This is a genomic window from Acidovorax sp. SRB_14 (assembly GCF_012932145.1).
In the GTDB taxonomy this organism is placed as follows: domain Bacteria; phylum Pseudomonadota; class Gammaproteobacteria; order Burkholderiales; family Burkholderiaceae_C; genus Simplicispira.
This window is the reverse complement of the sequence record NZ_MWOK01000023.1, coordinates 1-22,859: the sequence shown is the minus strand read 5'-3', so window position 1 is coordinate 22,859 and position 22,859 is coordinate 1. Positions and strand designations below refer to the sequence as shown.

The window sequence follows — 22,859 nt, the reverse complement described above, 5'->3', positions numbered from 1 at the left end:
AGGAAACCCTTGCGTGTCTGAACTTCACCGATTTCTTTTTGACGGCCAGCCCGTGCGCGGCGCCATCGTGCGCCTCACCGATGCCTGGACCGAAATGCTGCGCCGGCGCGCAGACAACACCGCTTCGGGCGCCTACCCCGTGCCCGTGGGCGAGCTGCTGGGCGAGATGGCGGCGGCCGGCGTGCTGATGCAGTCGGGCATCAAGTTCAACGGCGCGCTGGTGCTGCAGATTTTTGGCGACGGTCCGGTCAAGCTGGCCGTGGCCGAGGTCCAGTCCGACCTGAGCCTGCGCGCGACGGCCACGCTCAAGGGCGACGTGGCGGACGACGCCGCGCTCGGTGCGCTGGTCAACGTGGGTGGCGGCGGGCGCTGTGCCATCACGCTCGACCCCAAGGACAAGTTCCCGGGCCAGCAGCCCTACCAGGGGGTGGTGCCGCTGGTGGATGCCCAGGGGCGCAAGCTCGAGCGCCTGAGCGACGTGCTGTCGCACTACATGCTGCAGTCCGAGCAGCTCGACGCCACGCTGGTGCTGGCTGCCAACGACCGCGTCGCCGCGGGCCTGCTGGTGCAGCGCATGCCGGTCAAGGGCGAGGGCAACATTGCGGGCGGTGCGGCGCGGCGCGACGAGGAAGACCAGATCGGCCGCAACGAGGACTACAACCGCATCGCGCACCTGGCGGCCAGCCTGACGCGCGAGGAACTGCTCACGCTCGACGTGGAGACCATCCTGCGGCGCCTGTTCTGGGAAGAGAAGCTGCTGCGTTTCGAGCCCCAGCAAGGCGCCACCGGCCCGCGCTTTGCCTGCACCTGCAGCCGCGAGCGCGTGGGCCGCATGCTGCAAAGCCTGGGCGTGGAGGAGGCCGAGAGCATCCTGGCCGAGCAGGGCCGGATCGAGGTGGCGTGCGAATACTGCGGCAAGCAGTACCACTTCGATCCCGTGGATGCGGCGCAGATTTTCGCTGGCCCGCCCGTGCGCCAGCCGCCCGCGCCCTCGGCAGTGCAGTGACACCGGGCCGGCGTGGAGCGCGGCGTGCGCGCGGCACCGGCATCCCCGCACGGCTTGCTTTTTTGATCAAATAGCGTTGTAGCGCTGATGGATCAAGCGCTTGCAGCTATTGAAAAAATAGCATGCAGCGCGCTCTTTCGCCGTTCCGCATTGGCGGCGCCACCGGGCGGCGCATGCCGCGTCCGTTTCAGGGCGTGTACTGTACGAAGATTTCGTGCGGCTTGACCATGCCCAGCTCGCTGCGCGCCTTCTCCTCGACCATGTCGAGGCCTTCCTTGAGGTCGTGCACCTCGGACATGAGGCGCGCATTGGCGGCGCTGGCGCTGGCGTTGGCGGCTTTCTGCGCGGTGATCTGGCGCTGCATCTCCTGCACGCGCAGCACGCTGCCCCGCCCGAGCCAGAGCTGGGCGTGCAGTGCCGTCAGCAGGACCAACAGCACCAGGGTGACCAGGCGGGAGACCATGGCTTCGCAATACGGCTAGGCGCGGCGTTCGGCCAGCGGCGCGGCTCAGCGCAGGTTGTAGAACGCGCGGCGGCCGGGGTAGTGGGCGATGTCGCCCAGGTCTTCCTCGATGCGCAGCAGCTGGTTGTACTTGGCCATGCGGTCCGAGCGGCTCAGCGAGCCGGTCTTGATCTGCCCGGCGTTGGTGCCGACCGCGATGTCGGCGATGGTGCTGTCCTCGGTTTCGCCCGAGCGGTGGCTGATCACGGCGGTGTAGCCGGCGCGCTTGGCCATTTCGATGGCGGCGAAGGTCTCGGTCAGCGTGCCGATCTGGTTGATCTTGATCAGGATCGAGTTGGCAATGCCCTTGTCGATGCCTTCCTGCAGGATCCTGGTGTTGGTGACGAACAGGTCGTCGCCGACCAGCTGCACGTTCTTGCCCAGGCGCTCGGTGATGTGCTTCCAGCCGTCCCAGTCGCCCTCGTGCATCGCGTCTTCGATGCTGATGATCGGGTACTTGTCGCACCAGGTGGCCAGCATGTCGGTCCAGGCTTCGGCGCTGAGCGCCAGGCCTTCGCCGGCCAGGTGGTATTGGCCGTCCTTGTAGAACTCGCTGGCGGCGCAGTCCAGGGCCAGGGCGATCTGCTCACCGGCGGTGTAGCCGGCCGCGTCGATGGCCTGCAGGATCAGCTGGATGGCGGCTTCGTGGCTTTCCACGGAAGGCGCAAAGCCGCCTTCGTCGCCCACGGCGGTGCTCATGCCCTTGTCGTGGATGATCTTCTTGAGCGCGTGGAACACCTCGGCGCCCCAGCGCACGGCTTCGCGGAAGCTCGGCGCGCCCACGGGCACGATCATGAATTCCTGGATGTCGAGCGTGTTGTTGGCGTGCGCGCCACCGTTGATCACGTTCATCATGGGCACGGGCAGCTGCATGCCGCCCATGCCGCCGAGGTAGCGGTACAGCGGCAGGCCCGACTCTTCGGCAGCGGCGCGGGCCACGGCCATCGAGACGGCCAGCATGGCGTTGGCGCCCAGGCGGCTCTTGTTGTCGGTGCCGTCGAGGTCGATCAGGATCTTGTCGAGAAAGGCCTGCTCGGAGGCGTCCAGGCCCAGCACAGCCTCGGAGATCTCGGTGTTGATGTGCTCCACGGCCTTGAGCACGCCCTTGCCCAGGTAGCGGCCCTTGTCGCCGTCGCGCAGCTCGATGGCTTCGCGGCTGCCGGTGGAGGCGCCCGAGGGCACGGCCGCGCGGCCCATCACGCCCGATTCGAGCAGCACGTCGCATTCGACGGTGGGGTTGCCGCGGCTGTCCAGCACTTCGCGGCCTACGATGTCAACAATGGCACTCATGGTCTTCCTTGGGGAGTTTTTGAAAAGAAACTGGCACGTTATCGGGGCGCCAGTTTATTGATGAAAATAGCCTCTGGCGCAATGCTGGCGTGCGCTGGCAGCTATCAATAAAGGAATGGCTGCAGCGCCTGGCACGGCGGTCCGCAGCGCAGCGGGAACGTTATCAGACGCCTTCGACGCAGACCATGCGCATCACGGCAGCGCCTTCGCGCGCGGCCCTGGCTTTGCGGTACTCGGGCGTGTCGTGGAAGGCGCGGGCCGCCTCGAAGCTGGGGAACTTGAGGATCACGGTGCGGCCGGGATTCCAGTCGCCTTCGAGCACCTCGACCTTGCCGCCGCGCACGCACACCTCGGCGCCGTGCACGCGCATGGCCTCGGAGCTCCACTTGCGGTACTCCTCGTACTGCGTGGGGTTGGTGACGGTGACCGATGCGATGACGTAACCACTGCTCATGTCTTCAGGCTCCAAAGTTGTTTTCGAGGAATCCGTTTTTCTTGGTGACAGCGTCCAGGGCGACCAGCGTTTCCAGCAGCGCCTGCATGTGCTGCAGCGGCACGGCGTTGGGGCCGTCGCTCAGCGCCTTGGAAGGGTCGGGATGGGTCTCCATGAACAGCCCCGCCACGCCCACGGCCACGGCCGCACGCGCCAGCACCGGCACCATCTCGCGCTGGCCGCCGCTGGTGGTGCCCTGGCCGCCGGGCAGCTGCACGCTGTGCGTGGCGTCGAACACGACCGGCGCAGCGGTCTCGCGCATGATGGCCAGGCTGCGCATGTCGCTGACCAGGTTGTTATAGCCAAAGCTGGCGCCGCGCTCGCAGGCCATGAAGCTGTCCTCGGGAAGGCCGGCTTCGCGCGCTGCGGCGCGGGCCTTGTCGATCACGTTCTTCATGTCGTGCGGCGCGAGGAACTGTCCCTTCTTGATGTTCACCGGCTTGCCCGACTGCGCCACGGCGCGGATGAAGTCGGTCTGGCGGCACAGGAAGGCAGGCGTCTGCAGCACGTCGACGACCTGGGCGGCCGCGGCGATGTCGTCCTCGGTGTGCACATCGGTGAGCACCGGCACGTTCAGTTCGCGGCGGATCTTGGCCAGGATCTCCAGGCCCTTGTCGCGGCCGGGGCCCCGAAAGCTGGTGCCGGACGACCGGTTGGCCTTGTCGAAACTGCTCTTGAAGATGAACGGGATGCCCAGGCTGGCGGTGATCTCCAAAAGCCGCCCCGCCACGTCCATCTGCAGCTGCTCGGACTCGATCACGCAGGGGCCCGCGATCAGGAAGAAGCGCTGGTCGAGGCCGACGTCAAAGCCGCAGAGTTTCATGCTGGCACCTCTTGGGGGTGGGCGGCCGCAGCGGGCGCGGGCTTCTGGTGGGCGATGGCGGCCTTGATGAAGGCGTTGAACAGCGGGTGGCCGTCCCACGGGGTCGACTTGAACTCGGGGTGGAACTGCACGCCCATGAACCACGGGTGCACGGCCTGGGGCAGCTCGACGATTTCGGTCAGGTGCTCGCGCTGGGTCAGCGCCGAGATCACCAGCCCCGCCTTGCGCAGCTGCTCAAGGTAGTTCACGTTGGCTTCGTAGCGGTGGCGGTGGCGCTCGGTCACCACGCTGCCGTAGATGCGGTGCGCCAGCGTGCCCGGTTCCACGTCCGAGCTTTGCGCGCCCAGGCGCATGGTGCCGCCGAGGTCGGAGTTGGCGTCGCGCGTCTGGATGGAGCCGTCCGCGTCCTTCCACTCGTTGATCAGTGCGATCACCGGGTACGGGGTGGCGGGGTCGAATTCGGTGGAGTTGGCGCCCTCGAGGCCGGCCACATGGCGGGCGTACTCGATGGTGGCGACCTGCATTCCCAGGCAGATGCCGAGGTAGGGCACCTTGTGCTCGCGGGCGTACTGGGCCGTGCTGATCTTGCCCTCGACGCCGCGCGAACCGAAGCCACCGGGCACGAGGATGGCGTCGTACTGCGCGAGCTTCTCGGCGGCATGGCCTTCGATGGTCTCGGAGTCGATGTGGTCGATCTTCACGCGCACATGGTTCTGCATGCCGGCGTGGCGCAGCGCCTCGTTGACCGACTTGTAGCTGTCCGACAGCTCGACGTATTTGCCCACCATGGCAATGCGCACTTCGCCTTGCGGGCTTTCGGTCTCGTGCACGAGCGCGTCCCAGCGCTTGAGGCTGGTGGGCGGCGTGTTCAGGCGCAGCTTATCGCAGATCAGGCCGTCGAGGCCCTGCTCGTGCAGCATGCGCGGCACCTTGTAGATGGTGTCCACGTCCCACATGGAGATCACGCCCCATTCCTGCACGTTGGTGAACAGCGAGATCTTTTCGCGCTCTTCCGACGGCACGGGGTGGTGCGCACGGCACAGCAGGGCGTCGGGCTGGATGCCGATCTTGCGCAGCTCCTGCACCGTGTGCTGGGTGGGCTTGGTCTTGAGCTCGCCGGCCGTGGCAATCCAGGGCAGGTAGGTCAGGTGCACGAAGGCGGTGTTGTTGGGGCCCATGCGCAGGCTCATCTGGCGCACGGCTTCAAGGAAAGGCAGCGATTCGATGTCCCCCACCGTGCCACCGATCTCGACGATGGCCACATCGACCGCGTCGGGCGTGTCCATGCCGGCACCGCGCTTGATGAATTCCTGGATCTCGTTGGTGACGTGCGGAATCACCTGCACCGTCTTGCCGAGGTAGTCGCCGCGGCGCTCTTTCTCGAGCACCGACTGGTAAATCTTGCCGGTGGTGAAGTTGTTCGACTTCTTCATGCGCGTTTCAATGAAACGCTCGTAATGGCCCAGGTCGAGGTCGGTTTCGGCGCCGTCGTCGGTCACGAAAACTTCGCCGTGCTGGAATGGCGACATGGTGCCCGGGTCCACGTTGATGTACGGGTCGAGCTTGATGAGGGTGACTTTGAGGCCCCGCGATTCGAGGATCGCGGCAAGGGAGGCTGAGGCGATTCCCTTGCCCAGGGAAGACACCACACCGCCGGTGACGAAGACAAATTTGGTCATGTCATTTATAGGTGGTGGGAAATTGGGATTATAGGTGTCACCCCTGCGGGCCTGCCGGCCGCCGCACGCTTGGCCCCATGGCAGCGTCTGCTAAATTGCAGGCCATGAATGAGCTTGCTGGCAAACACGTGCTTCTGGGCCTCAGCGGAGGGGTCGCTTGTTACAAATCGGCCGAACTGTGCCGCCTGTTGATCAAGGAGGGCGCCACCGTGCAGGTGGTCATGACCGAGGCCGCCGAGCGCTTTATCACGCCCGTGACGATGCAGGCGCTGTCGGGCCGGCCCGTGTACGGATCGCAGTGGGACGCGCGCGAGTCCAACAACATGCCGCACATCAACCTGGGCCGCGAGGCCGATGTGGTCCTGATCGCTCCCTGCAGCGCCGACTTCGTGGCACGGCTGGCGCAGGGCCGGGCCGACGAGCTGCTGAGCCTGCTGTGCCTGGCGCGGCCGCAAGAGCGCGTGCCGCTGCTGCTGGCGCCGGCCATGAACCGTGAAATGTGGGCGCACCCGGCCACGCAGCGCAACCTGGCGCAGGTCGCCGCGGACGGCGCCGCGGTGCTGGCCGTGGGCCACGGCGACCAGGCCTGCGGCGAGACCGGCGACGGGCGCATGCTCGAGCCCGCCGAACTGCTCGAAGAAACCATCGCCTTTTTGACGCCCAAGCGCCTGGCGGGGCAGAAGGTCCTGGTCACCGCCGGCCCGACGTTCGAAGCCATCGACCCGGTCCGCGGCATCACCAACCATTCGAGCGGCAAGATGGGCTTTGCGATTGCGCGCGCGGCGCGCGAGGCTGGCGCCGAGGTCACGCTGGTGGCCGGCCCGGTGCACCTGCCCACGCCGCGCGGCGTCCACCGCGTGGACGTGCAATCTGCACAAGAAATGCTCGAAGCGGTTATCCCGCGTGCGCAGACAGCTACCGTATTCATAGCAACTGCCGCGGTGGCCGACTGGCGGCCGGCCTCGCAGTCGCAGCAGAAGATCAAGAAGGATGGCTCGGGCCGGACGCCGGTGCTCGGCTTTGTCGAGAACCCCGACATCCTGGCGACCGTGGCGCAGTCGCAGCATGCGCTGGTCGGCGACCTGTTTTGCGTCGGTTTTGCCGCCGAGAGCCACGACCTGCTCGCGCACGCCAGCGCCAAGCGCGCGCGCAAGGGCGTGCCGCTGCTGGTAGGCAACATCGGCCCGGCCACCTTTGGCCTGGACGACAACGCGCTGCTGCTGGTCGACGCGCAAGGCCACCGCGAGCTGCCGCGTGCTTCCAAGCGTGCGCTGGCGCGGCAGCTGGTGGAAGACCTGGCCACCCGCCTGCCACCCCGCCCCGCGGCCTGACGGGAGCGCGCATGGCCGCACCGTCGCCATCCCGCTGGGACCCGCCCGCTGACGGGGACTTTGCGCGCTATGTGGAGCAGCTGATGGCGCAGCAGGCTGCGGCCCTGGGCGCTGCCACCCGGGCCAGCAAGCCGCACCACGGCCTGGACGAAACCGCCCGCGGTGCGTCGGCGCACCCCGCCGCGCATGCGCCCGCCGGCATGGTCCGCCCCGATGGCTCAGACAAGGTGGTGGGCCGCCCCCCGCATGCCAGTCCCGCTGCGGCACTGTCTGGCATGTCGGCCGAATGGGTGCGGCGGCTGCGTCCGATCGCTATCGCCTGGCCTTGGCTGGTGGCGTTCCAGGCGCTGGCCCTGTTCGCTTGGGGGCGGGGGTCGCTGTGGGCACTGCTGGCCACCGCGCTGGCCGGCTGGGGTGTGCGTTCGGCGCAGGCGCTGTTGGCGAGGTTACAGTCGCGGTCCCCGGTCCATGCACCCATGGACATTGCCGTCGCCATCGACCGCTTGCAGCAGAGGCTGCGCGAGCGGACGCGACACGCCGCAAAGACCCCCACAAGCCATGAAAATTGATCTCAAAATTCTCGATGCGCGCCTGGCGCAGCAACTGCCCGCCTATGCCACGCCCGGCAGCGCCGGCCTCGATTTGCGCGCCTGTCTGGACGCGCCGCTCACGCTCGAGCCCAATGCCTGGCAGCTGGTGCCCACCGGCATCGCCATCTACCTCAAAGACCCCGGCTATGCCGCGCTGATCCTGCCGCGCTCGGGCCTGGGCCACAAGCACGGCATCGTGCTGGGCAACCTGGTCGGGCTCATCGACAGCGACTACCAGGGGCAGCTCATGGTCAGCGCCTGGAACCGCAGCGGCGCGCCGTTCACGCTCGAGCCGATGGAGCGCCTGGCCCAGTTGGTGATCGTGCCGGTGGTGCAGGCCCGGTTCAACGTGGTGAGCGAATTTCCCGCCACCCTGCGCGGCGAAAACGGCTACGGCTCCACCGGCAAGGCCTGAGCCTGTAGGCCCCGGCCCACCGGGGCGCGGCGTTCTGGCCGACCTGAGGGCCCGCCATCGCCCGGCGCGGGGAATGCATGGGGTCTGCTGAAATCGGTCTCTCGTGCCACCTGCCGGGAGTCCTCCCGCTGGCGGCACTCTCACAAGGAGTTTGTCATGCACACCACCATCACCCGCGGCGCCCATGTGGCCGCATCCGTCCTGCTGCTGGGCACGTTGGCAGCCTGCGCACCGTATCCCGCCCAGTCGCCGGTCTATCAGCAACCGTCATACCCGCAAACCTCTTATCCCCAGCAGCCTGCCTATCCCTCGGGCGGATACCAGACATATCCCGCACAGCAGGGCGCGCCGGTCGGCACCGAGTACGGCCGGGTGGCAAACATCGAGCTGCTGCAACCGCAGGCGCAGCAACGCGGCCAGACCTCGGGCGGCGGGGCCTTGCTGGGTGCGGTGGTGGGCGGTGTGCTGGGCAACCAGATCGGCGGCGGCAGCGGGCGTGCCGCGGCTACGGCCGTGGGCGCCCTGGGAGGCGCCGTGGTGGGCAATACGGTGGAAGGCCGCAACAATGCCGCCAATGCGGGCAGCTATGACCAGGCCTATCGCATCACCATCCAGCTGGACCAGGGCGGGCTGCGCGCCTATGACGTGAGTTCGCCGGGCGACCTGCGCATAGGCGACCGGGTGCGCCTCTACAACGGCCAGATTTCTCGCATGTGATCGCGAGGCGGGTGCGGGGGGGGGGCTGCCCCGTCCCCGTCGCCACAGATGCGCTCAGTGCAGCAGGTCGTTGCCTGGCGCGTGGGGTTCGATGCGGAAGAAACCTGTGCCGGCGGTGCCGCTGCCAATTTCTTCTTCGGTCGCCTCGCGCACGCCGCATACGGTGAGGTGCAGGCGGATGGCGATGCCCGCCAGCGGGTGGTTTCCGTCCAGCACCACATGGTCGGGGTAAATCTCCGACACCGTGTAGAGCGCCTCGCGAGGCGCGTCAGGGTTGCAGCCGGCGGGCAGGGCGTTGCCGTCGAAGGTCATGCCTTCCTCCAGCTCGGCGGGGAAGAGAGCGCGCGGTTCCAGAAACAGCAGCTGGTCGTTGTAGTCACCGAATGCCTCTTCGGGCTCGATGTGCAGCGAGAGCTTGTCGCCGATGGTGTGGCCCTGCAGCGCCTCCTCGATGCGCGCCAGCAGGTCGTCGCCTCCGACCAGGAACTCCACCGGCTCTGCCAGCACGTCCAGTTCCTCGCCGAGGGTGTCTTTGAGGGTCCACGTCAGTGCGACCACACATTGTTCTGTAATTTCCATAGGAGAATTGTCGCAGTTTGACCAACAGCCCTTCTTGTGGGGCCGATAAGTTTCCATGGACATCCACCATCCCCTGGCCCTTCTGGGCGGATTGACGCCAACGCAGTTCATGCGCCGCCACTGGCAGAAGAAACCCCTGCTGGTGCGCCAGGCGATCCCCGGCTTCCAGCCCGCGCTTTCGCGGGCACAGCTGTTTGCGCTGGCGGGGCAGGAGGGCGTGGAGTCGCGCCTGGTGCAGCAGATCGGTGCGGCATGGAAGCTGCAGCACGGCCCGCTGCCGCGCCGCGCGCTGCCGCCGCTGCAGCGCCCCGATTGGACGCTGCTGGTGCAAGGGGCGGACCTGCATGACAACGGCGTGCATGCGCTGATGCAGCAGTTTCGCTTTGTGCCCGATGCCCGGCTCGATGACCTGATGATCAGCTATGCCAGCGATGGCGGCGGCGTGGGGCCGCACTTCGACAGCTACGACGTGTTCCTGCTGCAGGCCCATGGGCGCCGGCGCTGGCGCATCGGCCGGCAGAAGGACCTGAGCCTGCGCGACGACGTTCCGCTGAAAATTCTCGCGCACTTCGAGCCCGAGGAAGAGTACGTGCTGGAGCCCGGCGACATGCTCTATCTGCCCCCGCGCTGGGCGCACGACGGCATTGCCGAGGGCGAGTGCATGACCTATTCGGTGGGCTTTCGCGTGCCCGAACGCACCGATCTCGCGCAGGAGCTGCTGGTGCGGCTGGCCGATGGCGACGACGGCGAAGGCGGGGCGCCGCTGCTCTACCGCGACGCCCAGCAGGCCGCCGTGGCACAGCCGGGCGAGATTCCGCTGGCCCTGCAGGATTTTGCCCGCGCCGCCCTGCAGCGCGCGCTCGCGCAGCCGCGCGTGCTGGAGCGTGCGCTGGGCGAGTACCTGACCGAGCCCAAAGCCAATGTCTGGTTCGAGCCGGGGCCGGACGGCGTCATGCTGGAAGAGTTGGCGCTGGACCGGCGCACGCGCATGCTGTACGACGCAGACCATGTCTTCATCAACGGCGAGAGCTACCGCGCCGCCGGGCGCGATGCTCGGTTGATGCGCCAACTGGCCGACCAGCGCAGGCTGCAGGCGCACGAGCTGGCGCAGGCCAGCGACGGCGCGCTCGAACTGCTCTCGTCCTGGTGCGATGCCGGCTGGGCGCACGCCCACCCCTCTGGCGAAGCCCGCTGACATGCCCGTATCACCGAACCTGTACGAGGGGTTGGAGGCTCCACTGCCCCAGGGCCGGTTCAGTGGGCGCACGCAATTCCAGCAACGGGTGCGCGATGCGTTTGCCACCGCCGCCCGCGAGGGGTGGCGCGAGATCACCATCAGCGATGCGAATTTTCACGACTGGCCGCTGGGCGAGCGAGCGGTGGCCGACGCGCTGCAGGCATGGTCCCGCACGGGGCGGCGCTTCAACGTGCTGGCGCGCAGCTACGACGAGGTGGTGCGGCGCCACGCCCGCTTCGTGTCCTGGCGCCGCACCTGGGACCACATCGTGACCTGCCGTGCCTGCGCTGCGGCGGACCCGCTGGACATTCCCAGCGCCATCTGGTCGCCGGGCTGGACGCTGCAGCGGTGGGACCCGGAGCGCTGCACTGGCATCAGCGGCAGCGAGCCCGAGCGGCGTGTCCTGCTGGGCGAGGCACTGTGCGGATGGCTGCGCAACAAGAGCGCACCGGGCTTTCCGGCCAGCACATTGGGGTTGTAGGCTGCCCCTGCGGAAAAGCGTCCGATGCACGCAACGTTTGGTAGCAGCAAGGGGGCGTCAGTGTTAGTCAGGATTGACGAATTCCCAATATAATCATCGATCGAGTAGAAAACGCGCGTTGCGCAAACTCTGCCAGAGCGTAGCCTAGCTGCAAGAGCGCTGGCGTTGTGGCATCCAATTTTTTGTACGTCCACCAAGGAAACCTGAAATGAACAAGACCCTCGTCCTGGCCTCCCTGATCGCTGTCGCCGCCCTCGCTGCCTGCGGCAAGAAGGAAGAGCCCGTTTCTGCGCCTGCACCTGCTCCCGTCGAAGTGCCTGCACCTGCACCCGCACCCGCAGAAGCTCCTGCCGCTGCACCCGCTGCCGATGCCACCGCTCCTGCGGCCGCTGCTGCTGACGACGCTGCCAAGGCTGCTGCTGAAGCTGCCGACGCTGCCAAGGCTTCTGCCGACGCTGCTGCAGCAGCCGCTGCTGCACCTGCCCCTGCTTCCAAGTAAGTCGCAGCGGTCCGGGCGCCAGGCCTCTGCGGCTGGCGCTCTGGCACAAACCCCGCACCCCTTTGGGTCGGGGTTTTTTTTCGCCAGTGCGCAAGGGGCATCAGCCTAAGGGCACGCTCAGCCAGTCGGTGCCGGACAGCGGATGGGCAATGCCGATGTCCGAGGGACTCCAGCCCATGGCAGCGGCGAGGGCTGCCTGTACCAGCTCGGCGCGGTTGTTGTGGGCACTCAGGTGCGCCCCGACCACGCATTGCAGTCCGGGATGGCACACCGCACGCAGGATGTCCGCTGCGGCGGCATTCGCAAGGTGACCATAGGCGCCGCCCACCCGGCGCTTGAGGAAGGCTGGATACCGCGACGCCTCCAGCAACTCGGGATCGTGGTTCGATTCCAGCAGCAAGGCATGGCAGCCTGCGAGTTCGCGCAGTACGTGGTCGGAGGCATGGCCCAGATCGGTCACCACGCCCAGGTGCGATGCGCCGTCGCTGCAGCGCAGCTGCAGGGGCTCGCGCGCATCGTGCGGCACGGTGAAGGGCCGGGCCTCGAAGCTTCCGAGGTCGATGGCCTCGCCGTCGCAGGCGAGGTGGAGCAGGCCGTCGAACTCGGGCTCGCCCAACGCGGCATACGTGCCCGCACTCATCCAGACGGGGATGCGCTCGCGCAGGGCGAGCGCCCGCGCGCAGCCGATGTGGTCCGAGTGCTCGTGGGTGATGAAAAGGGCGTCGATCTGGTCCAGCGCCAGACCCGCCAGCCCCAGGCGGGCCTGCAGCTGGCGCAGCCCCAAGCCGCAGTCGACCAGCAGGCGCTGCACCAGGGCGCCGCTGCGCCCCTCGACCACGGTGGCATTGCCTGAGCTGCCGCTGCCCAGGCTCCTGAAGCGCAGCATGGCGCCGCGCTTTACTTCAGGTCGGCGGCGAGAACGCGCACGATGCTTTGGGCATTGGCCGAGGTTTCCGGCGCACCGGCCGCATTGAGCACCGACACCGTGCTGGCATTGCCTTCGCTGCGCACCACCACGCGGTACTTGAGCGGGGGCGTCGCACCCTTGGAGCCAAACAGCTTGCTGAAGAAGCCTTCTTTCTCCTTGTCGGTGCCCGGTGCCACGTAGCGCACGAAATACACGCCCTGGCTGCGGTCGCGGTCTTCGACGGTGAAGCCGGTGCGGTCCAGGGCCAGCCCGATGCGGCGCCAGGCGCGGTCAAAGCCTTCGTCGAGCTGCAGTACCGGGGCGCCCGCCACGGTGGCCATGCGCGCGCTCGGCGGCAGTTGCACCGGCGCGGCCGCAATCGCCTTGGATTGCTCTTCGCTCACGCCGAGCTTGACCATCAGGCGGCGCAGGAATTCGGTTTCCAGCTCGGGGCTCACCGGGCGCGGCTGCCAGATGGTGCTGTCCTTGGCTGCGCTGGTGTAGACCTCGACCATGCCGCGGTGGCTGATGTAGATCTCGGTGCTGCCGTCGGCAGCGCGTTCCAGGCGGGTGCGGAACTTGTCGCGCTCGCCGGTGGAATACAGAGACTCGAACACCTTGCCAAGCGTCGAGCGGATGATGTCCTGCGGCAGCTTGGCGCGGTTTTCGGCCCAGTCGGTTTCCATGATGCCGACGTTGGACTGGTCGAGCGCGAGCGTGAAGCCGTTCTCGGTCCAGAACTCGCGCACCGGGTCCCAGAGCTGGTCGGCGGGGCGCTTGACGACCAGCCAGCGCTGGTTGCCGTCGCGCTCGATGCGCACGTCGCCCAGCGCGGCGGCGGCCGCAGTGCTGGTGGCCGACGGCTGGGCGGCCTGGCCGGCCTGCAGCGCGTTGGCAGACACCACGCCGCCCGGAACCGTGTAGCGGCTCTCGCGCGAGAGTTGTTGCAGGTCGGGCGGCACTTCGAGGGTGGGGCCTTTGGTGGCACTCTTGTAGTCGATTTTTTCGCCATCCAGCGCCGAACAGGCGGACAGCGCAATGGTCAGGCCCAGCAGGCCCAGTCGTGCAGTAGGGTTCACGCAGAAATCCTTGGAAATGCGGACAAGAGCGAAGGGTGTGTCAGAGCAGGCCGCTGTCGCGCAGCGCGCCTTCGACCACGGCTTCGTTGTGGGGGGCGAGCGGCGTCATGGGCAGGCGCATGGTGCCGCCGCACAGGCCCATGCGGGCCATGGCCCACTTGAGGGGGATGGGGTTGGCCTCGATGAACAGGTTCTTGTGCACGGGCATCAGCTGGAACTGGATCTCCATGGCGCGGCGCACGTCGCCGGCCAGGGCGGCCTGGCACAGCTGGCTCATCAGGCGCGGCGCCACGTTGGCGGTGACGCTCACGTTGCCATGGCCGCCGCACAGCATCAGCGCGACGGCGGTGGGGTCGTCGCCCGAGTACACGGCGAAGTTTTTCGGCAGGTCGCGGATCAGCCACTGCGCGCGCTCGATGTTGCCCGTGGCCTCCTTGATGCCGATGATGCCCGGCACCTGCGCCAGGCGCAGCACGGTGTCGTGCTGCATGTCGGCCACCGAGCGGCCGGGCACGTTGTAGAGCACGGTGGGCAGGTCGCCCGTGGCCTCGGCGATGGCCTTGAAGTGCTGGTACTGGCCCTCTTGCGTGGGCTTGTTGTAGTAGGGCACGACCTGCAACTGGCTGTCGGCGCCGACCTTCTTGGCGAACCGGGCCAGCTCGATGGCTTCGGCGGTGGAGTTGGCACCGCAGCCGGCCATGATGGGCACGCGCTTGGCGGCCTGCTCGACGCTGACGCGGATGATCTCGCAGTGCTCCTCGACGTTGACCGTGGGGGACTCGCCCGTGGTGCCCACCACGCCGATGCAGTCGGTGCCTTCGGCAATGTGCCAGTCGATCAGTTTGCGCAGGGCGGGGTAGTCCACGCTGCCATCCGCGTGCATGGGGGTGGCGAGGGCGACGATGCTGCCGGTGAGGGGGGCGCTAGGTAGGGTCATGTCCGCAGTGCAAAACGGTAAAAGGGCATTCTAACTAGAGCCGCCGGCCAGCCCGTGGCGCGCGGGCGCAGCGGCCTCGGAGGAGGCCCGCACGGCGGCGATGCGCTGCACGAAGCGCGCGGGCGCGTCCAGGTAGCCGTCTTCGTAGGCCACCACGCGCAGGCCTGCGCAGGTGGAGAGCAGCTCGCCTGGCTGGAGCAGAAAGTCCGGGCGCGAGGGCCTGCCGACGGTTTCGTTGCCGCTGGCAAAGGTCTCGCAGAGCAGCACGCCGCCCGGCGCCACGCTGGCGACCAGCGTGGGCCACAGCGGCCGCCAGAGGTAGTTCGTCACCACCACGGCGCCGAACTGGCGTCCGGCAAACGGCCAGGGGCCGTTCTCGATGTCGGCGCAGACCGCCTCGCCCACGGCCGCCGCGGCCTCGGCGGCTTGCGGTGCACGGTCCACGCCCGTGACCGGGTGGCCGCGCAGGGCAAACCAGCGCAGGTGGCGGCCCAGGCCGCAGGCGACGTCGAGCACCGGGGCGCCGGGCGGCACCAGATGCGACCAGCGCCGCACCCAGTCGGAAGGGGTTTCAGAGCCGTGCATGCAGGTCCTTACTATTGTTTATGTAGCTGCCAGCGTTTTATGGATAAGCGCTGGAGGCTGTTTTCATGGGAAATGCGTCAGAAGCAGGCCCACATCTGGTCTGCGAGCATCACCATGAAGCCGGGCTCGGAATACAGCGCAAACACCGCGAGCGACGCCGCCAGCGCGAGCACGCCCAGCCCCCAGCCGCGCCAGGCGGGGCGGCGGGCGTGCGGGGCGGTGGGCAGGCGGTCGGTGGACATGTCAGGCGGGCAGCGGGGCGGTGCGCTGGATGGCGTGCTCCTTGACCGGCAGGTTGATCAGCCCGGCCACGACGCCGAGCACGATCGCGAGGATCCAGACGGTATCGTAGCTGCCGGTGCGGTCGTACAGGTAGCCGCCGAGCCACACTCCCATGAAGCTGCCCAGCTGGTGGCTGAAGAACACGAAGCCGCCGAGCATCGACAGGTGCTGCACGCCAAAGATCTGCGCAATGGTGGCATTGGTCGGCGGCACCGTGGACAGCCACAAGGCGCCCATCACGGCGGAGAAGATGTAAACGCTGGCGGGCGTGAGCGGCGCCAGCAGGAAGATGCCGATAACCACGGCACGCGCGAAGTAGATGAACGCCAGGATGTTGCGCTTGGGCATGCGCTGGCCCAGCGTGCCGGCGATGTAGGTGCCGAACACGTTGAACAGGCCGATCAGCGCCAGCGCATAGCTGGCGACCTGGGGCGACAGGCCGTGGTCCTTGAGGTAGCTGGGCATGTGCACGCCGATGAACACCACCTGGAAGCCGCAGACAAAGTAGCCTGCCGTCAGCAGCAGGAAGCTGGGGTAGCGGAAGGCCTCGGCCAGCGCCTGGCCCACCGTCTGGGCGCGGCGCACGGGCGCCGTGCCCTTGAAGCCCGGCTCGCGCAGGCCGAACGCCAGCGGCACCACCAGCAGCACCATCAACGCCAGGGCCAGCAGGGCGTCCTGCCAGCCCAGGCGCGTGATCAGAAAGCCCTCGACGGGCACCATCAGGAACTGGCCGAACGAGCCTGCGGCCGCGGCCACGCCCATGGCCCACGAGCGGCGCTCGGGCGCAATCTGGCGCCCCAGCACGCCATAGATCACCGCATAGGTGGTGCCGGCCTGGGCCGCTCCGATCAGCACCCCGGCCGTGAGCGCAAACAAGGTGGTGCTGGGCGACAGCGCCATGCCCGCCAGGCCCAGCGCATAGAGCAGCGCGCCGCCGACGAGCACGCGAAAGGCGCCGAAGCGGTCGGCCACCATGCCGGCGAAGATGCCCATGACGCCCCACGACAGGTTCTGGATCGCCAGCGCCAGCGCAAACGATTGCCGCGTCCAGCCCATCTCCTGCGTGATCGGCTGCAGCCACAGGCCAAAGCCGTGGCGGATGCCCATCGACAGGGTGACGATGGCGGCGCCGCAGGCCAGCACCTGGAACATCGAAAGTTTGCGCGGTTCGGTTTGCATCGGGCGAATGTAGCCAATTGCGTCGGGGTTTGCTTGACGCCTGCATGACGCGTGCACGCCCCGGGGGCCGGGCCGGGACGGCCCACGGGCCTGTCTTTATATCCAGCTATTGCGGCAGCGCAGCACTACAATCCGCCACCATGGCAGCCAAACCCACCCCCATAACCCCCCCCGAATATTCCGAAAGCTCGATCCGCGTGCTCAAGGGCCTGGAGCCCGTCAAGCAGCGCCCGGGCATGTACACGCGCACCGACAACCCGCTGCACATCATCCAGGAAGTGCTCGACAACGCTGCCGACGAGGCGCTCGCCGGGCATGGCAAGAAGATCCGCGTCACGCTGCACACCGATGGCTCGGTCAGCGTGGACGACGACGGCCGCGGGATCCCGTTCGGCATGCACCCCGAAGAACAGGCCCCCGTGGTCGAGCTGGTGTTCACGCGCCTGCACGCCGGCGGCAAATTCGACAAGGGCAAGGGCGGCGCCTACAGCTTCTCGGGCGGCCTGCACGGCGTCGGCGTGTCGGTGACCAACGCGCTCTCGCAGCGGATGGAGGTGACCAGCCACCGCGAAGGCCAGGTCGCCACTCTGGTGTTTTCAGCGGGCGATGTGATCGAGCCGCTGGCCCTGCGTGCCCAGGGCCCGGGCGACCGCCGCCAGGGCACGAGCGTGCGCGCCTGGCCCGACGCCAAGTACTTCGAATCGGCCCACCTGCCCATGGCCGAGCTGACGCACCTGCTGCGCAGCAAGGCGGTGCTGATGCCCGGCGTGTCGGTCACGCTCACGGTCGAGAAAACGCGCGAGGTCCAGACCTGGCAGTACAAGGGCGGCCTGCGCGACTACCTGATGCAGACGCTGGTCACCGACCCCGTGATCCCGCTGTTCGAGGGCGAGGGCTTTGCCGACAGCGGCCACGACAGCTTCGCAGAAGGCGAGGGCGCCGCCTGGTGCGTGGCCTTCACCGAAGAGGGCGCGCCGGTGCGCGAGAGCTACGTCAACCTGATCCCCACCAGTGCCGGCGGCACGCACGAGAGCGGCCTGCGCGACGGCCTGTTCCAGGCCGTCAAGAGTTTCATCGAACTGCATAGCCTTTTACCGAAGGGCGTCAAGCTCATGCCGGAAGACGTGTTTGCGCGCGCCAACTACGTGCTCTCGGCCAAGGTGCTCGATCCGCAGTTCCAGGGCCAGATCAAGGAGCGGCTGAACTCGCGCGACGCCGTGCGCCTGGTGTCGAGCTTCGTGCGCCCCGCGCTCGAGCTCTGGCTGCACCAACATGTCGAATACGGCAAGAAGCTGGCCGAGCTCGCGATCAAGGCCGCGCAGACGCGCCAGAAGGCCGGCCAGAAGGTCGAGAAGCGCAAGGGATCGGGCGTGGCCGTGCTGCCGGGCAAGCTCACCGACTGCGAAAGCCGCGACCTCGCCTACAACGAGGTCTTCCTGGTCGAGGGCGACTCGGCCGGCGGCAGCGCCAAGATGGGCCGCGACAAGGAAACCCAGGCCGTGCTGCCGCTGCGCGGCAAGGTGCTCAACACCTGGGAGGTCGAGCGCGACCGGCTGTTCGCCAACAACGAGATCCACGACATCGCCGTGGCCATCGGCGTCGACCCGCACGGGCCCAACGACACCCCCGACCTTTCGGGCCTGCGCTACGGCAAGATCTGCATCCTCAGCGACGCCGACGTCGACGGCTCGCACATCCAGGTGCTGCTGCTGACGCTGTTCTTCCGCCATTTCCCCAAGCTCATCGAGACCGGCCATGTCTATGTGGCGCGGCCGCCGCTGTTCCGCGTCGATGTGCCGGCGCGCGGCAAGAAGCCTGCCGCCAAGATGTACGCGCTCGACGAGGGCGAGCTCACCGCCATCCTCGACAAGTGCGCCAAGGACGGCGTGGCGCGCGAGAAATGCGCCATCAGCCGCTTCAAGGGCCTGGGCGAGATGAACGCCGAGCAGCTCTGGGAGACCACGCTCAACCCCGACACGCGGCGCCTGCTGCCGGTGCAGCTGGGCGCGCTCGACTTCGCGGCCACCGAGGGCCTGATCACCAAGCTCATGGGCAAGGGCGAAGCCGGCGCGCGGCGCGAGCTGATGGAGCTGCACGGCGACAGCGTGGAAGTCGATATTTAAGTGTTTTTGGCCTCCAGCCCTTACTGGGTAAGCGCTGATAGCTATCAAAAATAGAGTGATCAATCTGGTGGCCCGGCCCCGCGCCGCGCGCCAACGACGGAATGCCCCGCATGAGTGACCAACCCACCCTCGAATTTTCTGCCCCCGAAACGCCCGACGAGCCGGGCCTGGGCACCTACGCCCAGCGCGCCTACCTCGAATACGCCCTGAGCGTGGTCAAGGGCCGCGCCCTGCCCGATGTGTGCGACGGCATGAAGCCCGTGCAGCGGCGCATCCTGTATGCGATGGAGCGCATGGGCCTGGGCCACTCGGGCAACACCGCGCCCAAGCCGGTCAAGAGCGCGCGCGTGGTCGGCGACGTGCTCGGGCGCTTCCACCCGCACGGCGACCAGTCGGCCTACGACGCGCTGGTGCGCATGGCACAGGACTTCTCGCAGCGCTACCCGCTGATCGACGGCCAGGGCAACTTCGGCTCGCGCGACGGCGATGGCGCAGCGGCCATGCGCTACACCGAGGCGCGGCTGTCCAAGATCACCAGCCTGCTCACGGGCGAGATCGACGAAGGCACCGTCGACTTCATTCCCAACTACGACGGCTCCACCGTCGAGCCGCGCCAGCTGCCGGCGCGCCTGCCGTTCACGCTGCTCAACGGCGCCAGCGGCATCGCCGTGGGCCTGGCCACCGAAATCCCCAGCCACAACCTGCGCGAGGTGGCCGATGCCTGCGTGGCGCTGATCAAGAACCCGCAGTTGTCCGAGGCGGACCTGCTGGCGCTGGTGCCCGGCCCCGACTACCCCGGCGGCGGCCAGATCATCAGCGCCGCCAGCGACATCGCCGATGCCTACCGCAGCGGCCGCGGCAGCCTGAAGGTGCGCGCGCGCTGGAAGATCGAAGAGCTGGCGCGCGGCCAGTGGCAGCTGGTCGTGACCGAGCTGCCGCCCGGCGTGAGCACACAAAAGGTGCTCGAGGAAATCGAGGAGCTGACCAACCCCAAGATCAAGACCGGCAAGAAGGCGCTCACGCAGGAGCAGACGCTGCTCAAGGCCAGCGTTCTGGCCGTGCTCGACGTGGTGCGCGACGAGTCGAGCAAGGACGCGCCCGTGCGCCTGGTGTTCGAGCCCAAGACCGGCAAGACGCCGCAGCAGGAGTTGATCACGGCGCTGCTCGCGCACACCAGCCTGGAGACGTCGTCGTCCATCAACCTCACCATGGTCGGCATCGATGGCAAGCCGGTGCAGAAGTCGCTGCGCCGCATGCTCGAAGAGTGGATCGCGTTCCGCCAGGGCACGATCACGCGGCGCTCGCAGCACCGTTTAACCAAGGTGCTGGACCGCATCCATATCCTCGAGGGGCGGCAGACCGTGTTGCTCAACATCGACGAGGTCATCGCCATCATCCGCGCCGCCGAGGAGCCCAAGGCGGCGCTGATCGCGCGCTTTGCCCTGAGTGAGCGCCAGGCCGAGGACATCCTTGAAATCCGCCTGCGCCAGCTCGCGCGGCTCGAAGCCATCAAGATCGAGCAGGAGCTCAAGGACCTGCGCGAGAGCCAGGGCAAGCTCGAGGAAATCCTAGGTAGCCCGGCCGCGCTGCGCCGCCTGATGACCAAGGAAATCGAGCAGGACGCCAAGCAGTTCGCCGACGCGCGCCGCACCCTGATCCAGGCCGAGAAGAAGGCCGTGGTCGAGGTCAAGGTGGTCGATGAGCCGGTCACCGTCGTGGTGTCGCAAAAAGGCTGGGTGCGCGCGCGCAACGGCCACGGCCACGAGGCCGCCAGCTTCGCCTTCAAGGCCGGCGATGGGCTGTATGGCACGTTTGAATGCCGCACCGTCGACACCTTCCTGGTGTTCGGCAGCAATGGCCGCGTGTATTCGGTGCCGGTGGCGCAACTGCCCGGCGCGCGCGGCGACGGCCAGCCCGTGACCACGCTGATCGAGCTGGAGCCCGGCAGCCAGATCGCGCACTACTTTGCCGGCCCGCCCGCCGCCACGCTGCTGCTGGCCAGCACCGGGGGCTATGGCTTCGTGGCGACGGTGGAGGCCATGGTCTCGCGCAACAAGAGCGGCAAGGCCTTCCTCAGCCTCGGCGAGGGCGAGGCCGTGTGCGCACCCTCGCACGCAGCGCACACCAGCGGCAGCGCGCCGCTCGCCGCCGCCACGCATGTGGCCTGCGCATCGGTGGGCGGGCGCATCCTGACCTTTGAAATCAGCGAACTCAAGCGCATGGACAAGGGCGGGCGCGGCCTGATGCTGATCGACCTGGAGGCCAAGGACCAGCTCGCGGGCGCGACGGCCTACACGCGCAGCATCCGCATCGAGGGCGTGGGGCGCGGCGGCAAGCCGCGCGAAGAAACGCTGGAGATCCGCTCGCTCAACAACGCCCGCGCTGCGCGGGGGCGCAAGGGCAAGGCGGCGGATCTGGGCTTCAAGCCGGGTTCGGTGGTGCGCGTGGAATAGACAGACCTTTGATCTAGCGCAAGGGCGTGTCGGGCGGCTTGGGTGTAATGGCGGGTTGACTAGCGACGACTTTTACATGTCGACATAACAAAAAGGCCCCTGATGAAGCAACTCCGCATTGCCCACAAGCTGTGGTTGTCCGTCCTTGCCATCGTGCTGCTGCTGGCCGCTGTGCTGGGGTGGGCCGGCCTGCGGTCGGCCCAGGTGCAGGCCGAGAGCGACACGGCCACTGCGGCGATGGCACGGCGCGTGGAAGCCGCCATCCGCTGGGCGGGCCTGACGGAGACCAACGCCGCGCGCACCCAGGCGGTCATCGTCAGCAGCGACCCGAGGGTCGAGACGGTGTTCCAGGACGCGATGGCGGCCACCACCGCGCAAATCGGTGAGGTGCAGAAATCGATCGAGGCCATGGCGCTGGCGCAGGCCGACCGGGCGCAGATGGCCAAGGTGGCTGCGGCCCGCAAGGCCATGGCCGATGCGCGCACGCAGGCCCGCCAGCTCAAGGCCGGCGGCCAGCACGACGAGGCCATCGCGTTCGTGGAGAAGACCTACAACCCGGCGTCGGCCGCCTACCTGCAAACCCTGCGCGACTTCGTGGAAATGCAGCACCAGGCAGCGCAAGCCCAGCAGCAGAGCATCGCAGCCTCGCGCACCGCGACGCTGCAAATCGCCGCCGCGGCGGTGGCCCTGGTGCTGCTGGCCGTCGCGGCGGGAGCGTTTCTGCTCATCCGCAGCATCCAACAGCCGCTGGCGCAGGCCAACGCACTGGCCGCGCGCATTGCCGGGGGCGACCTGAGCGCGCGCAACGAGGTGGGCCGGGGTGACGAGTTTGGCGAGTTGCTGCACTCGCTCTATGCCATGAGCGCCTCGCTTGGGCGCATGGTGCACCAGGTGCGCCAGAGCACCGACAGCATCGCCGTGGCCAGCTCCGAGATCGCCAGCGGCAATCACGACCTGTCGGCGCGCACCGAGCAGACCTCGAGCAACCTGCAGGAAACCGCTGCCGCCATGGAGCAGTTCACCAGCACCATCGCGCAAAGCGCCAGCAGCGCACAGCAGGCCAGCAGCCTGGCAGCGGGTGCCTCGGGCGTGGCGCGGCGCGGCGGCGAGGTGGTGGCCCAGGTCGTGGCCACCATGGAAGAGATCAACGACAGCAGCCGCAAGATCTCCGACATCATCGGTGTGATCGACGGCATCGCCTTCCAGACCAACATCCTGGCGCTCAACGCCGCGGTGGAGGCCGCGCGCGCGGGCGAGCAGGGCCGCGGCTTTGCGGTGGTGGCCAGCGAGGTGCGCAGCCTGGCGCAGCGCAGCGCCGAGGCTGCCAAGGAAATCAAGAACCTCATCGGCGTGTCGGTCGACAAGGTGGGCGCAGGCACGCGCCTGGTCTCGGACGCCGGCACCACCATGGGCGACATCGTGCAGTCGGTGCAGCGCGTGACCGACATGATCGGCGAGATCACTGCCGCATCGACCGAGCAGAGCGCGGGCATCTCGCAGGTCAACCAGGCCGTGGGCCACCTGGACCAGATGACGCAGCAAAACGCCGCGCTGGTCGAGCAAAGCACCGCGGCGGCGCAAAGCCTGCGCGAGCAGGCCCAGCAGCTCACGCAGGTCGTGGCGATGTTCAAGATCCAGGAGTCGGCCGTGGGCGCCAGCGTGCCGGCGCAGC

At 67.9% G+C, this 22,859-nt stretch carries 23 protein-coding genes; 11 read left to right on the top strand and 12 right to left on the bottom strand.

From position 1 onward, the window contains the following. Positions 1-13 precede the first annotated feature (13 nt). On the top strand, positions 14-1,006 hold the full coding sequence (locus B2J86_RS14920; protein ID WP_169169327.1) for an Hsp33 family molecular chaperone HslO: 993 nt from the start codon (positions 14-16) through the stop codon (positions 1,004-1,006). Positions 1,007-1,193: 187 nt separating this feature from the next. Here the strand turns inward: B2J86_RS14920 and ftsB are convergent, their stop codons facing one another. The 5 genes from ftsB to B2J86_RS14895 form a co-directional block, all read right to left on the bottom strand. Then, a complete protein-coding gene (ftsB, locus tag B2J86_RS14915) occupies positions 1,194-1,469 on the bottom strand; it encodes a cell division protein FtsB (RefSeq protein WP_169169326.1) in 276 nt (91 codons plus the stop codon). Positions 1,470-1,514: 45 nt separating this feature from the next. Beyond that, on the bottom strand, positions 1,515-2,798 hold the full coding sequence (gene eno, locus B2J86_RS14910) for a phosphopyruvate hydratase (RefSeq protein ID WP_169169325.1): 1,284 nt from the start codon (positions 2,796-2,798) through the stop codon (positions 1,515-1,517). A 163-nt stretch (positions 2,799-2,961) separates the two neighbouring features. Then, positions 2,962-3,252 carry a DUF1330 domain-containing protein gene (locus tag B2J86_RS14905; RefSeq protein ID WP_169169324.1) on the bottom strand — a complete coding sequence of 97 codons (291 nt, stop codon included), beginning with the start codon at positions 3,250-3,252 and terminating at the stop codon, positions 2,962-2,964. Positions 3,253-3,256: 4 nt separating this feature from the next. Beyond that, positions 3,257-4,114, bottom strand: coding sequence for a 3-deoxy-8-phosphooctulonate synthase (gene kdsA, locus B2J86_RS14900; RefSeq protein ID WP_169169323.1), 858 nt, complete (start codon positions 4,112-4,114; stop codon positions 3,257-3,259). After that, positions 4,111-5,793 carry a CTP synthase gene (locus B2J86_RS14895; protein WP_169169322.1) on the bottom strand — a complete coding sequence of 561 codons (1,683 nt, stop codon included), beginning with the start codon at positions 5,791-5,793 and terminating at the stop codon, positions 4,111-4,113. Before B2J86_RS14895 ends, kdsA begins: the two co-directional genes overlap by 4 nt. A 104-nt stretch (positions 5,794-5,897) precedes the next feature. Here B2J86_RS14895 and coaBC point away from each other — a divergent pair, with 104 nt between their 5' ends. The 4 genes from coaBC (at position 5,898) to B2J86_RS14875 (ending at position 8,846) form a co-directional block, all read left to right on the top strand. Beyond that, the gene (gene coaBC / locus B2J86_RS14890) at positions 5,898-7,124 is read left to right on the top strand and encodes a bifunctional phosphopantothenoylcysteine decarboxylase/phosphopantothenate--cysteine ligase CoaBC (RefSeq protein WP_169169321.1); all 1,227 of its coding nucleotides are present in this window, start codon (positions 5,898-5,900) and stop codon (positions 7,122-7,124) included. Between the two features lie 11 nt (positions 7,125-7,135). Beyond that, positions 7,136-7,693 carry a hypothetical protein gene (locus tag B2J86_RS14885; RefSeq protein ID WP_169169320.1) on the top strand — a complete coding sequence of 186 codons (558 nt, stop codon included), beginning with the start codon at positions 7,136-7,138 and terminating at the stop codon, positions 7,691-7,693. Next, on the top strand, positions 7,683-8,129 hold the full coding sequence (dut, locus tag B2J86_RS14880; RefSeq protein ID WP_169169319.1) for a dUTP diphosphatase: 447 nt from the start codon (positions 7,683-7,685) through the stop codon (positions 8,127-8,129). The genes B2J86_RS14885 and dut overlap by 11 nt, the downstream gene beginning before the upstream one ends. A 156-nt stretch (positions 8,130-8,285) precedes the next feature. Next, positions 8,286-8,846: a glycine zipper 2TM domain-containing protein gene (locus tag B2J86_RS14875; protein ID WP_169634790.1), complete on the top strand. Its 561-nt coding sequence runs from the start codon at positions 8,286-8,288 to the stop codon at positions 8,844-8,846. A 54-nt stretch (positions 8,847-8,900) separates the two neighbouring features. Here the strand turns inward: B2J86_RS14875 and B2J86_RS14870 are convergent, their stop codons facing one another. Beyond that, positions 8,901-9,425 carry a peptidylprolyl isomerase gene (locus B2J86_RS14870; protein ID WP_169169317.1) on the bottom strand — a complete coding sequence of 175 codons (525 nt, stop codon included), beginning with the start codon at positions 9,423-9,425 and terminating at the stop codon, positions 8,901-8,903. A 55-nt stretch (positions 9,426-9,480) separates the two neighbouring features. Between B2J86_RS14870 and B2J86_RS14865 the strand changes: the two genes are divergently transcribed. The 3 genes from B2J86_RS14865 to B2J86_RS14855 all read left to right on the top strand — a co-directional run bounded on the left by B2J86_RS14865 (position 9,481) and on the right by B2J86_RS14855 (position 11,642). Continuing rightward, positions 9,481-10,620, top strand: coding sequence for a cupin domain-containing protein (locus B2J86_RS14865; RefSeq protein WP_169169316.1), 1,140 nt, complete (start codon positions 9,481-9,483; stop codon positions 10,618-10,620). A gap of 1 nt (position 10,621) precedes the next feature. After that, positions 10,622-11,143, top strand: a complete 522-nt coding sequence (locus tag B2J86_RS14860; protein ID WP_173026007.1) for a hypothetical protein — start codon at positions 10,622-10,624, stop codon at positions 11,141-11,143. 208 nt (positions 11,144-11,351) lie between these two features. Beyond that, positions 11,352-11,642, top strand: a complete 291-nt coding sequence (locus B2J86_RS14855) for a hypothetical protein (RefSeq protein WP_169169314.1) — start codon at positions 11,352-11,354, stop codon at positions 11,640-11,642. A 100-nt stretch (positions 11,643-11,742) separates the two neighbouring features. On the opposite strand, the gene B2J86_RS14850 is transcribed toward B2J86_RS14855, so the two are convergent. The 6 genes from B2J86_RS14850 to B2J86_RS14825 all read right to left on the bottom strand — a co-directional run bounded on the left by B2J86_RS14850 (position 11,743) and on the right by B2J86_RS14825 (position 16,611). Continuing rightward, a complete protein-coding gene (locus B2J86_RS14850) occupies positions 11,743-12,528 on the bottom strand; it encodes an MBL fold metallo-hydrolase (protein WP_169634788.1) in 786 nt (261 codons plus the stop codon). An 11-nt stretch (positions 12,529-12,539) separates the two neighbouring features. Next, positions 12,540-13,628, bottom strand: a complete 1,089-nt coding sequence (gene bamC, locus B2J86_RS14845) for an outer membrane protein assembly factor BamC (protein ID WP_169634787.1) — start codon at positions 13,626-13,628, stop codon at positions 12,540-12,542. Positions 13,629-13,668: 40 nt separating this feature from the next. Then, a complete protein-coding gene (dapA, locus tag B2J86_RS14840) occupies positions 13,669-14,565 on the bottom strand; it encodes a 4-hydroxy-tetrahydrodipicolinate synthase (RefSeq protein ID WP_169634786.1) in 897 nt (298 codons plus the stop codon). A 30-nt stretch (positions 14,566-14,595) separates the two neighbouring features. After that, the gene (locus tag B2J86_RS14835) at positions 14,596-15,150 is read right to left on the bottom strand and encodes a bifunctional 2-polyprenyl-6-hydroxyphenol methylase/3-demethylubiquinol 3-O-methyltransferase UbiG (protein WP_173026006.1); all 555 of its coding nucleotides are present in this window, start codon (positions 15,148-15,150) and stop codon (positions 14,596-14,598) included. Positions 15,151-15,227: 77 nt separating this feature from the next. Next, entirely contained in the window at positions 15,228-15,392 is a 165-nt protein-coding gene (locus B2J86_RS14830) for a hypothetical protein (RefSeq protein WP_169169305.1), read from the bottom strand. A 1-nt stretch (position 15,393) separates the two neighbouring features. Beyond that, positions 15,394-16,611 (bottom strand): MFS transporter, encoded by a 1,218-nt coding sequence (locus B2J86_RS14825; RefSeq protein WP_169169309.1) that lies wholly within the window; start codon positions 16,609-16,611, stop codon positions 15,394-15,396. 140 nt (positions 16,612-16,751) lie between these two features. Between B2J86_RS14825 and B2J86_RS14820 the strand changes: the two genes are divergently transcribed. The 3 genes from B2J86_RS14820 to B2J86_RS14810 all read left to right on the top strand — a co-directional run. Beyond that, complete coding sequence (locus B2J86_RS14820) at positions 16,752-18,734, top strand: DNA topoisomerase IV subunit B (RefSeq protein WP_173026005.1); 1,983 nt, start codon at positions 16,752-16,754, stop codon at positions 18,732-18,734. Positions 18,735-18,844: 110 nt separating this feature from the next. Beyond that, positions 18,845-21,187, top strand: a complete 2,343-nt coding sequence (gene parC, locus B2J86_RS14815) for a DNA topoisomerase IV subunit A (RefSeq protein WP_173026004.1) — start codon at positions 18,845-18,847, stop codon at positions 21,185-21,187. Positions 21,188-21,289: 102 nt separating this feature from the next. Next, positions 21,290-22,859 (top strand): methyl-accepting chemotaxis protein (locus tag B2J86_RS14810; RefSeq protein ID WP_173026003.1); only part of this gene is annotated, 1,570 nt, incomplete at its 3' end.

Excerpts from the sequence above, each read along its gene's own strand:
- B2J86_RS14855 (WP_169169314.1), top strand. The coding sequence starts at position 11,352 with ATGAACAAGACCCTCGTCCTGGCCTCCCTGATCGCTGTCGCCGCCCTC.
- kdsA (WP_169169323.1), bottom strand. The coding sequence starts at position 4,114 with ATGAAACTCTGCGGCTTTGACGTCGGCCTCGACCAGCGCTTCTTCCTG.
- B2J86_RS14875 (WP_169634790.1), top strand. The coding sequence starts at position 8,286 with ATGCACACCACCATCACCCGCGGCGCCCATGTGGCCGCATCCGTCCTG.
- eno (WP_169169325.1), bottom strand. The coding sequence starts at position 2,798 with ATGAGTGCCATTGTTGACATCGTAGGCCGCGAAGTGCTGGACAGCCGC.
- coaBC (WP_169169321.1), top strand. The coding sequence starts at position 5,898 with ATGAATGAGCTTGCTGGCAAACACGTGCTTCTGGGCCTCAGCGGAGGG.
- B2J86_RS14885 (WP_169169320.1), top strand. The coding sequence starts at position 7,136 with ATGGCCGCACCGTCGCCATCCCGCTGGGACCCGCCCGCTGACGGGGAC.
- parC (WP_173026004.1), top strand. The coding sequence starts at position 18,845 with ATGAGTGACCAACCCACCCTCGAATTTTCTGCCCCCGAAACGCCCGAC.
- B2J86_RS14850 (WP_169634788.1), bottom strand. The coding sequence starts at position 12,528 with ATGCTGCGCTTCAGGAGCCTGGGCAGCGGCAGCTCAGGCAATGCCACC.
- dut (WP_169169319.1), top strand. The coding sequence starts at position 7,683 with ATGAAAATTGATCTCAAAATTCTCGATGCGCGCCTGGCGCAGCAACTG.
- dapA (WP_169634786.1), bottom strand. The coding sequence starts at position 14,565 with ATGACCCTACCTAGCGCCCCCCTCACCGGCAGCATCGTCGCCCTCGCC.
- B2J86_RS14895 (WP_169169322.1), bottom strand. The coding sequence starts at position 5,793 with ATGACCAAATTTGTCTTCGTCACCGGCGGTGTGGTGTCTTCCCTGGGC.
- B2J86_RS14830 (WP_169169305.1), bottom strand. The coding sequence starts at position 15,392 with ATGTCCACCGACCGCCTGCCCACCGCCCCGCACGCCCGCCGCCCCGCC.
- B2J86_RS14865 (WP_169169316.1), top strand. The coding sequence starts at position 9,481 with ATGGACATCCACCATCCCCTGGCCCTTCTGGGCGGATTGACGCCAACG.
- B2J86_RS14825 (WP_169169309.1), bottom strand. The coding sequence starts at position 16,611 with ATGCAAACCGAACCGCGCAAACTTTCGATGTTCCAGGTGCTGGCCTGC.
- ftsB (WP_169169326.1), bottom strand. The coding sequence starts at position 1,469 with ATGGTCTCCCGCCTGGTCACCCTGGTGCTGTTGGTCCTGCTGACGGCA.
- B2J86_RS14905 (WP_169169324.1), bottom strand. The coding sequence starts at position 3,252 with ATGAGCAGTGGTTACGTCATCGCATCGGTCACCGTCACCAACCCCACG.
- B2J86_RS14835 (WP_173026006.1), bottom strand. The coding sequence starts at position 15,150 with ATGCACGGCTCTGAAACCCCTTCCGACTGGGTGCGGCGCTGGTCGCAT.
- B2J86_RS14820 (WP_173026005.1), top strand. The coding sequence starts at position 16,752 with ATGGCAGCCAAACCCACCCCCATAACCCCCCCCGAATATTCCGAAAGC.
- B2J86_RS14860 (WP_173026007.1), top strand. The coding sequence starts at position 10,622 with ATGCCCGTATCACCGAACCTGTACGAGGGGTTGGAGGCTCCACTGCCC.
- B2J86_RS14870 (WP_169169317.1), bottom strand. The coding sequence starts at position 9,425 with ATGGAAATTACAGAACAATGTGTGGTCGCACTGACGTGGACCCTCAAA.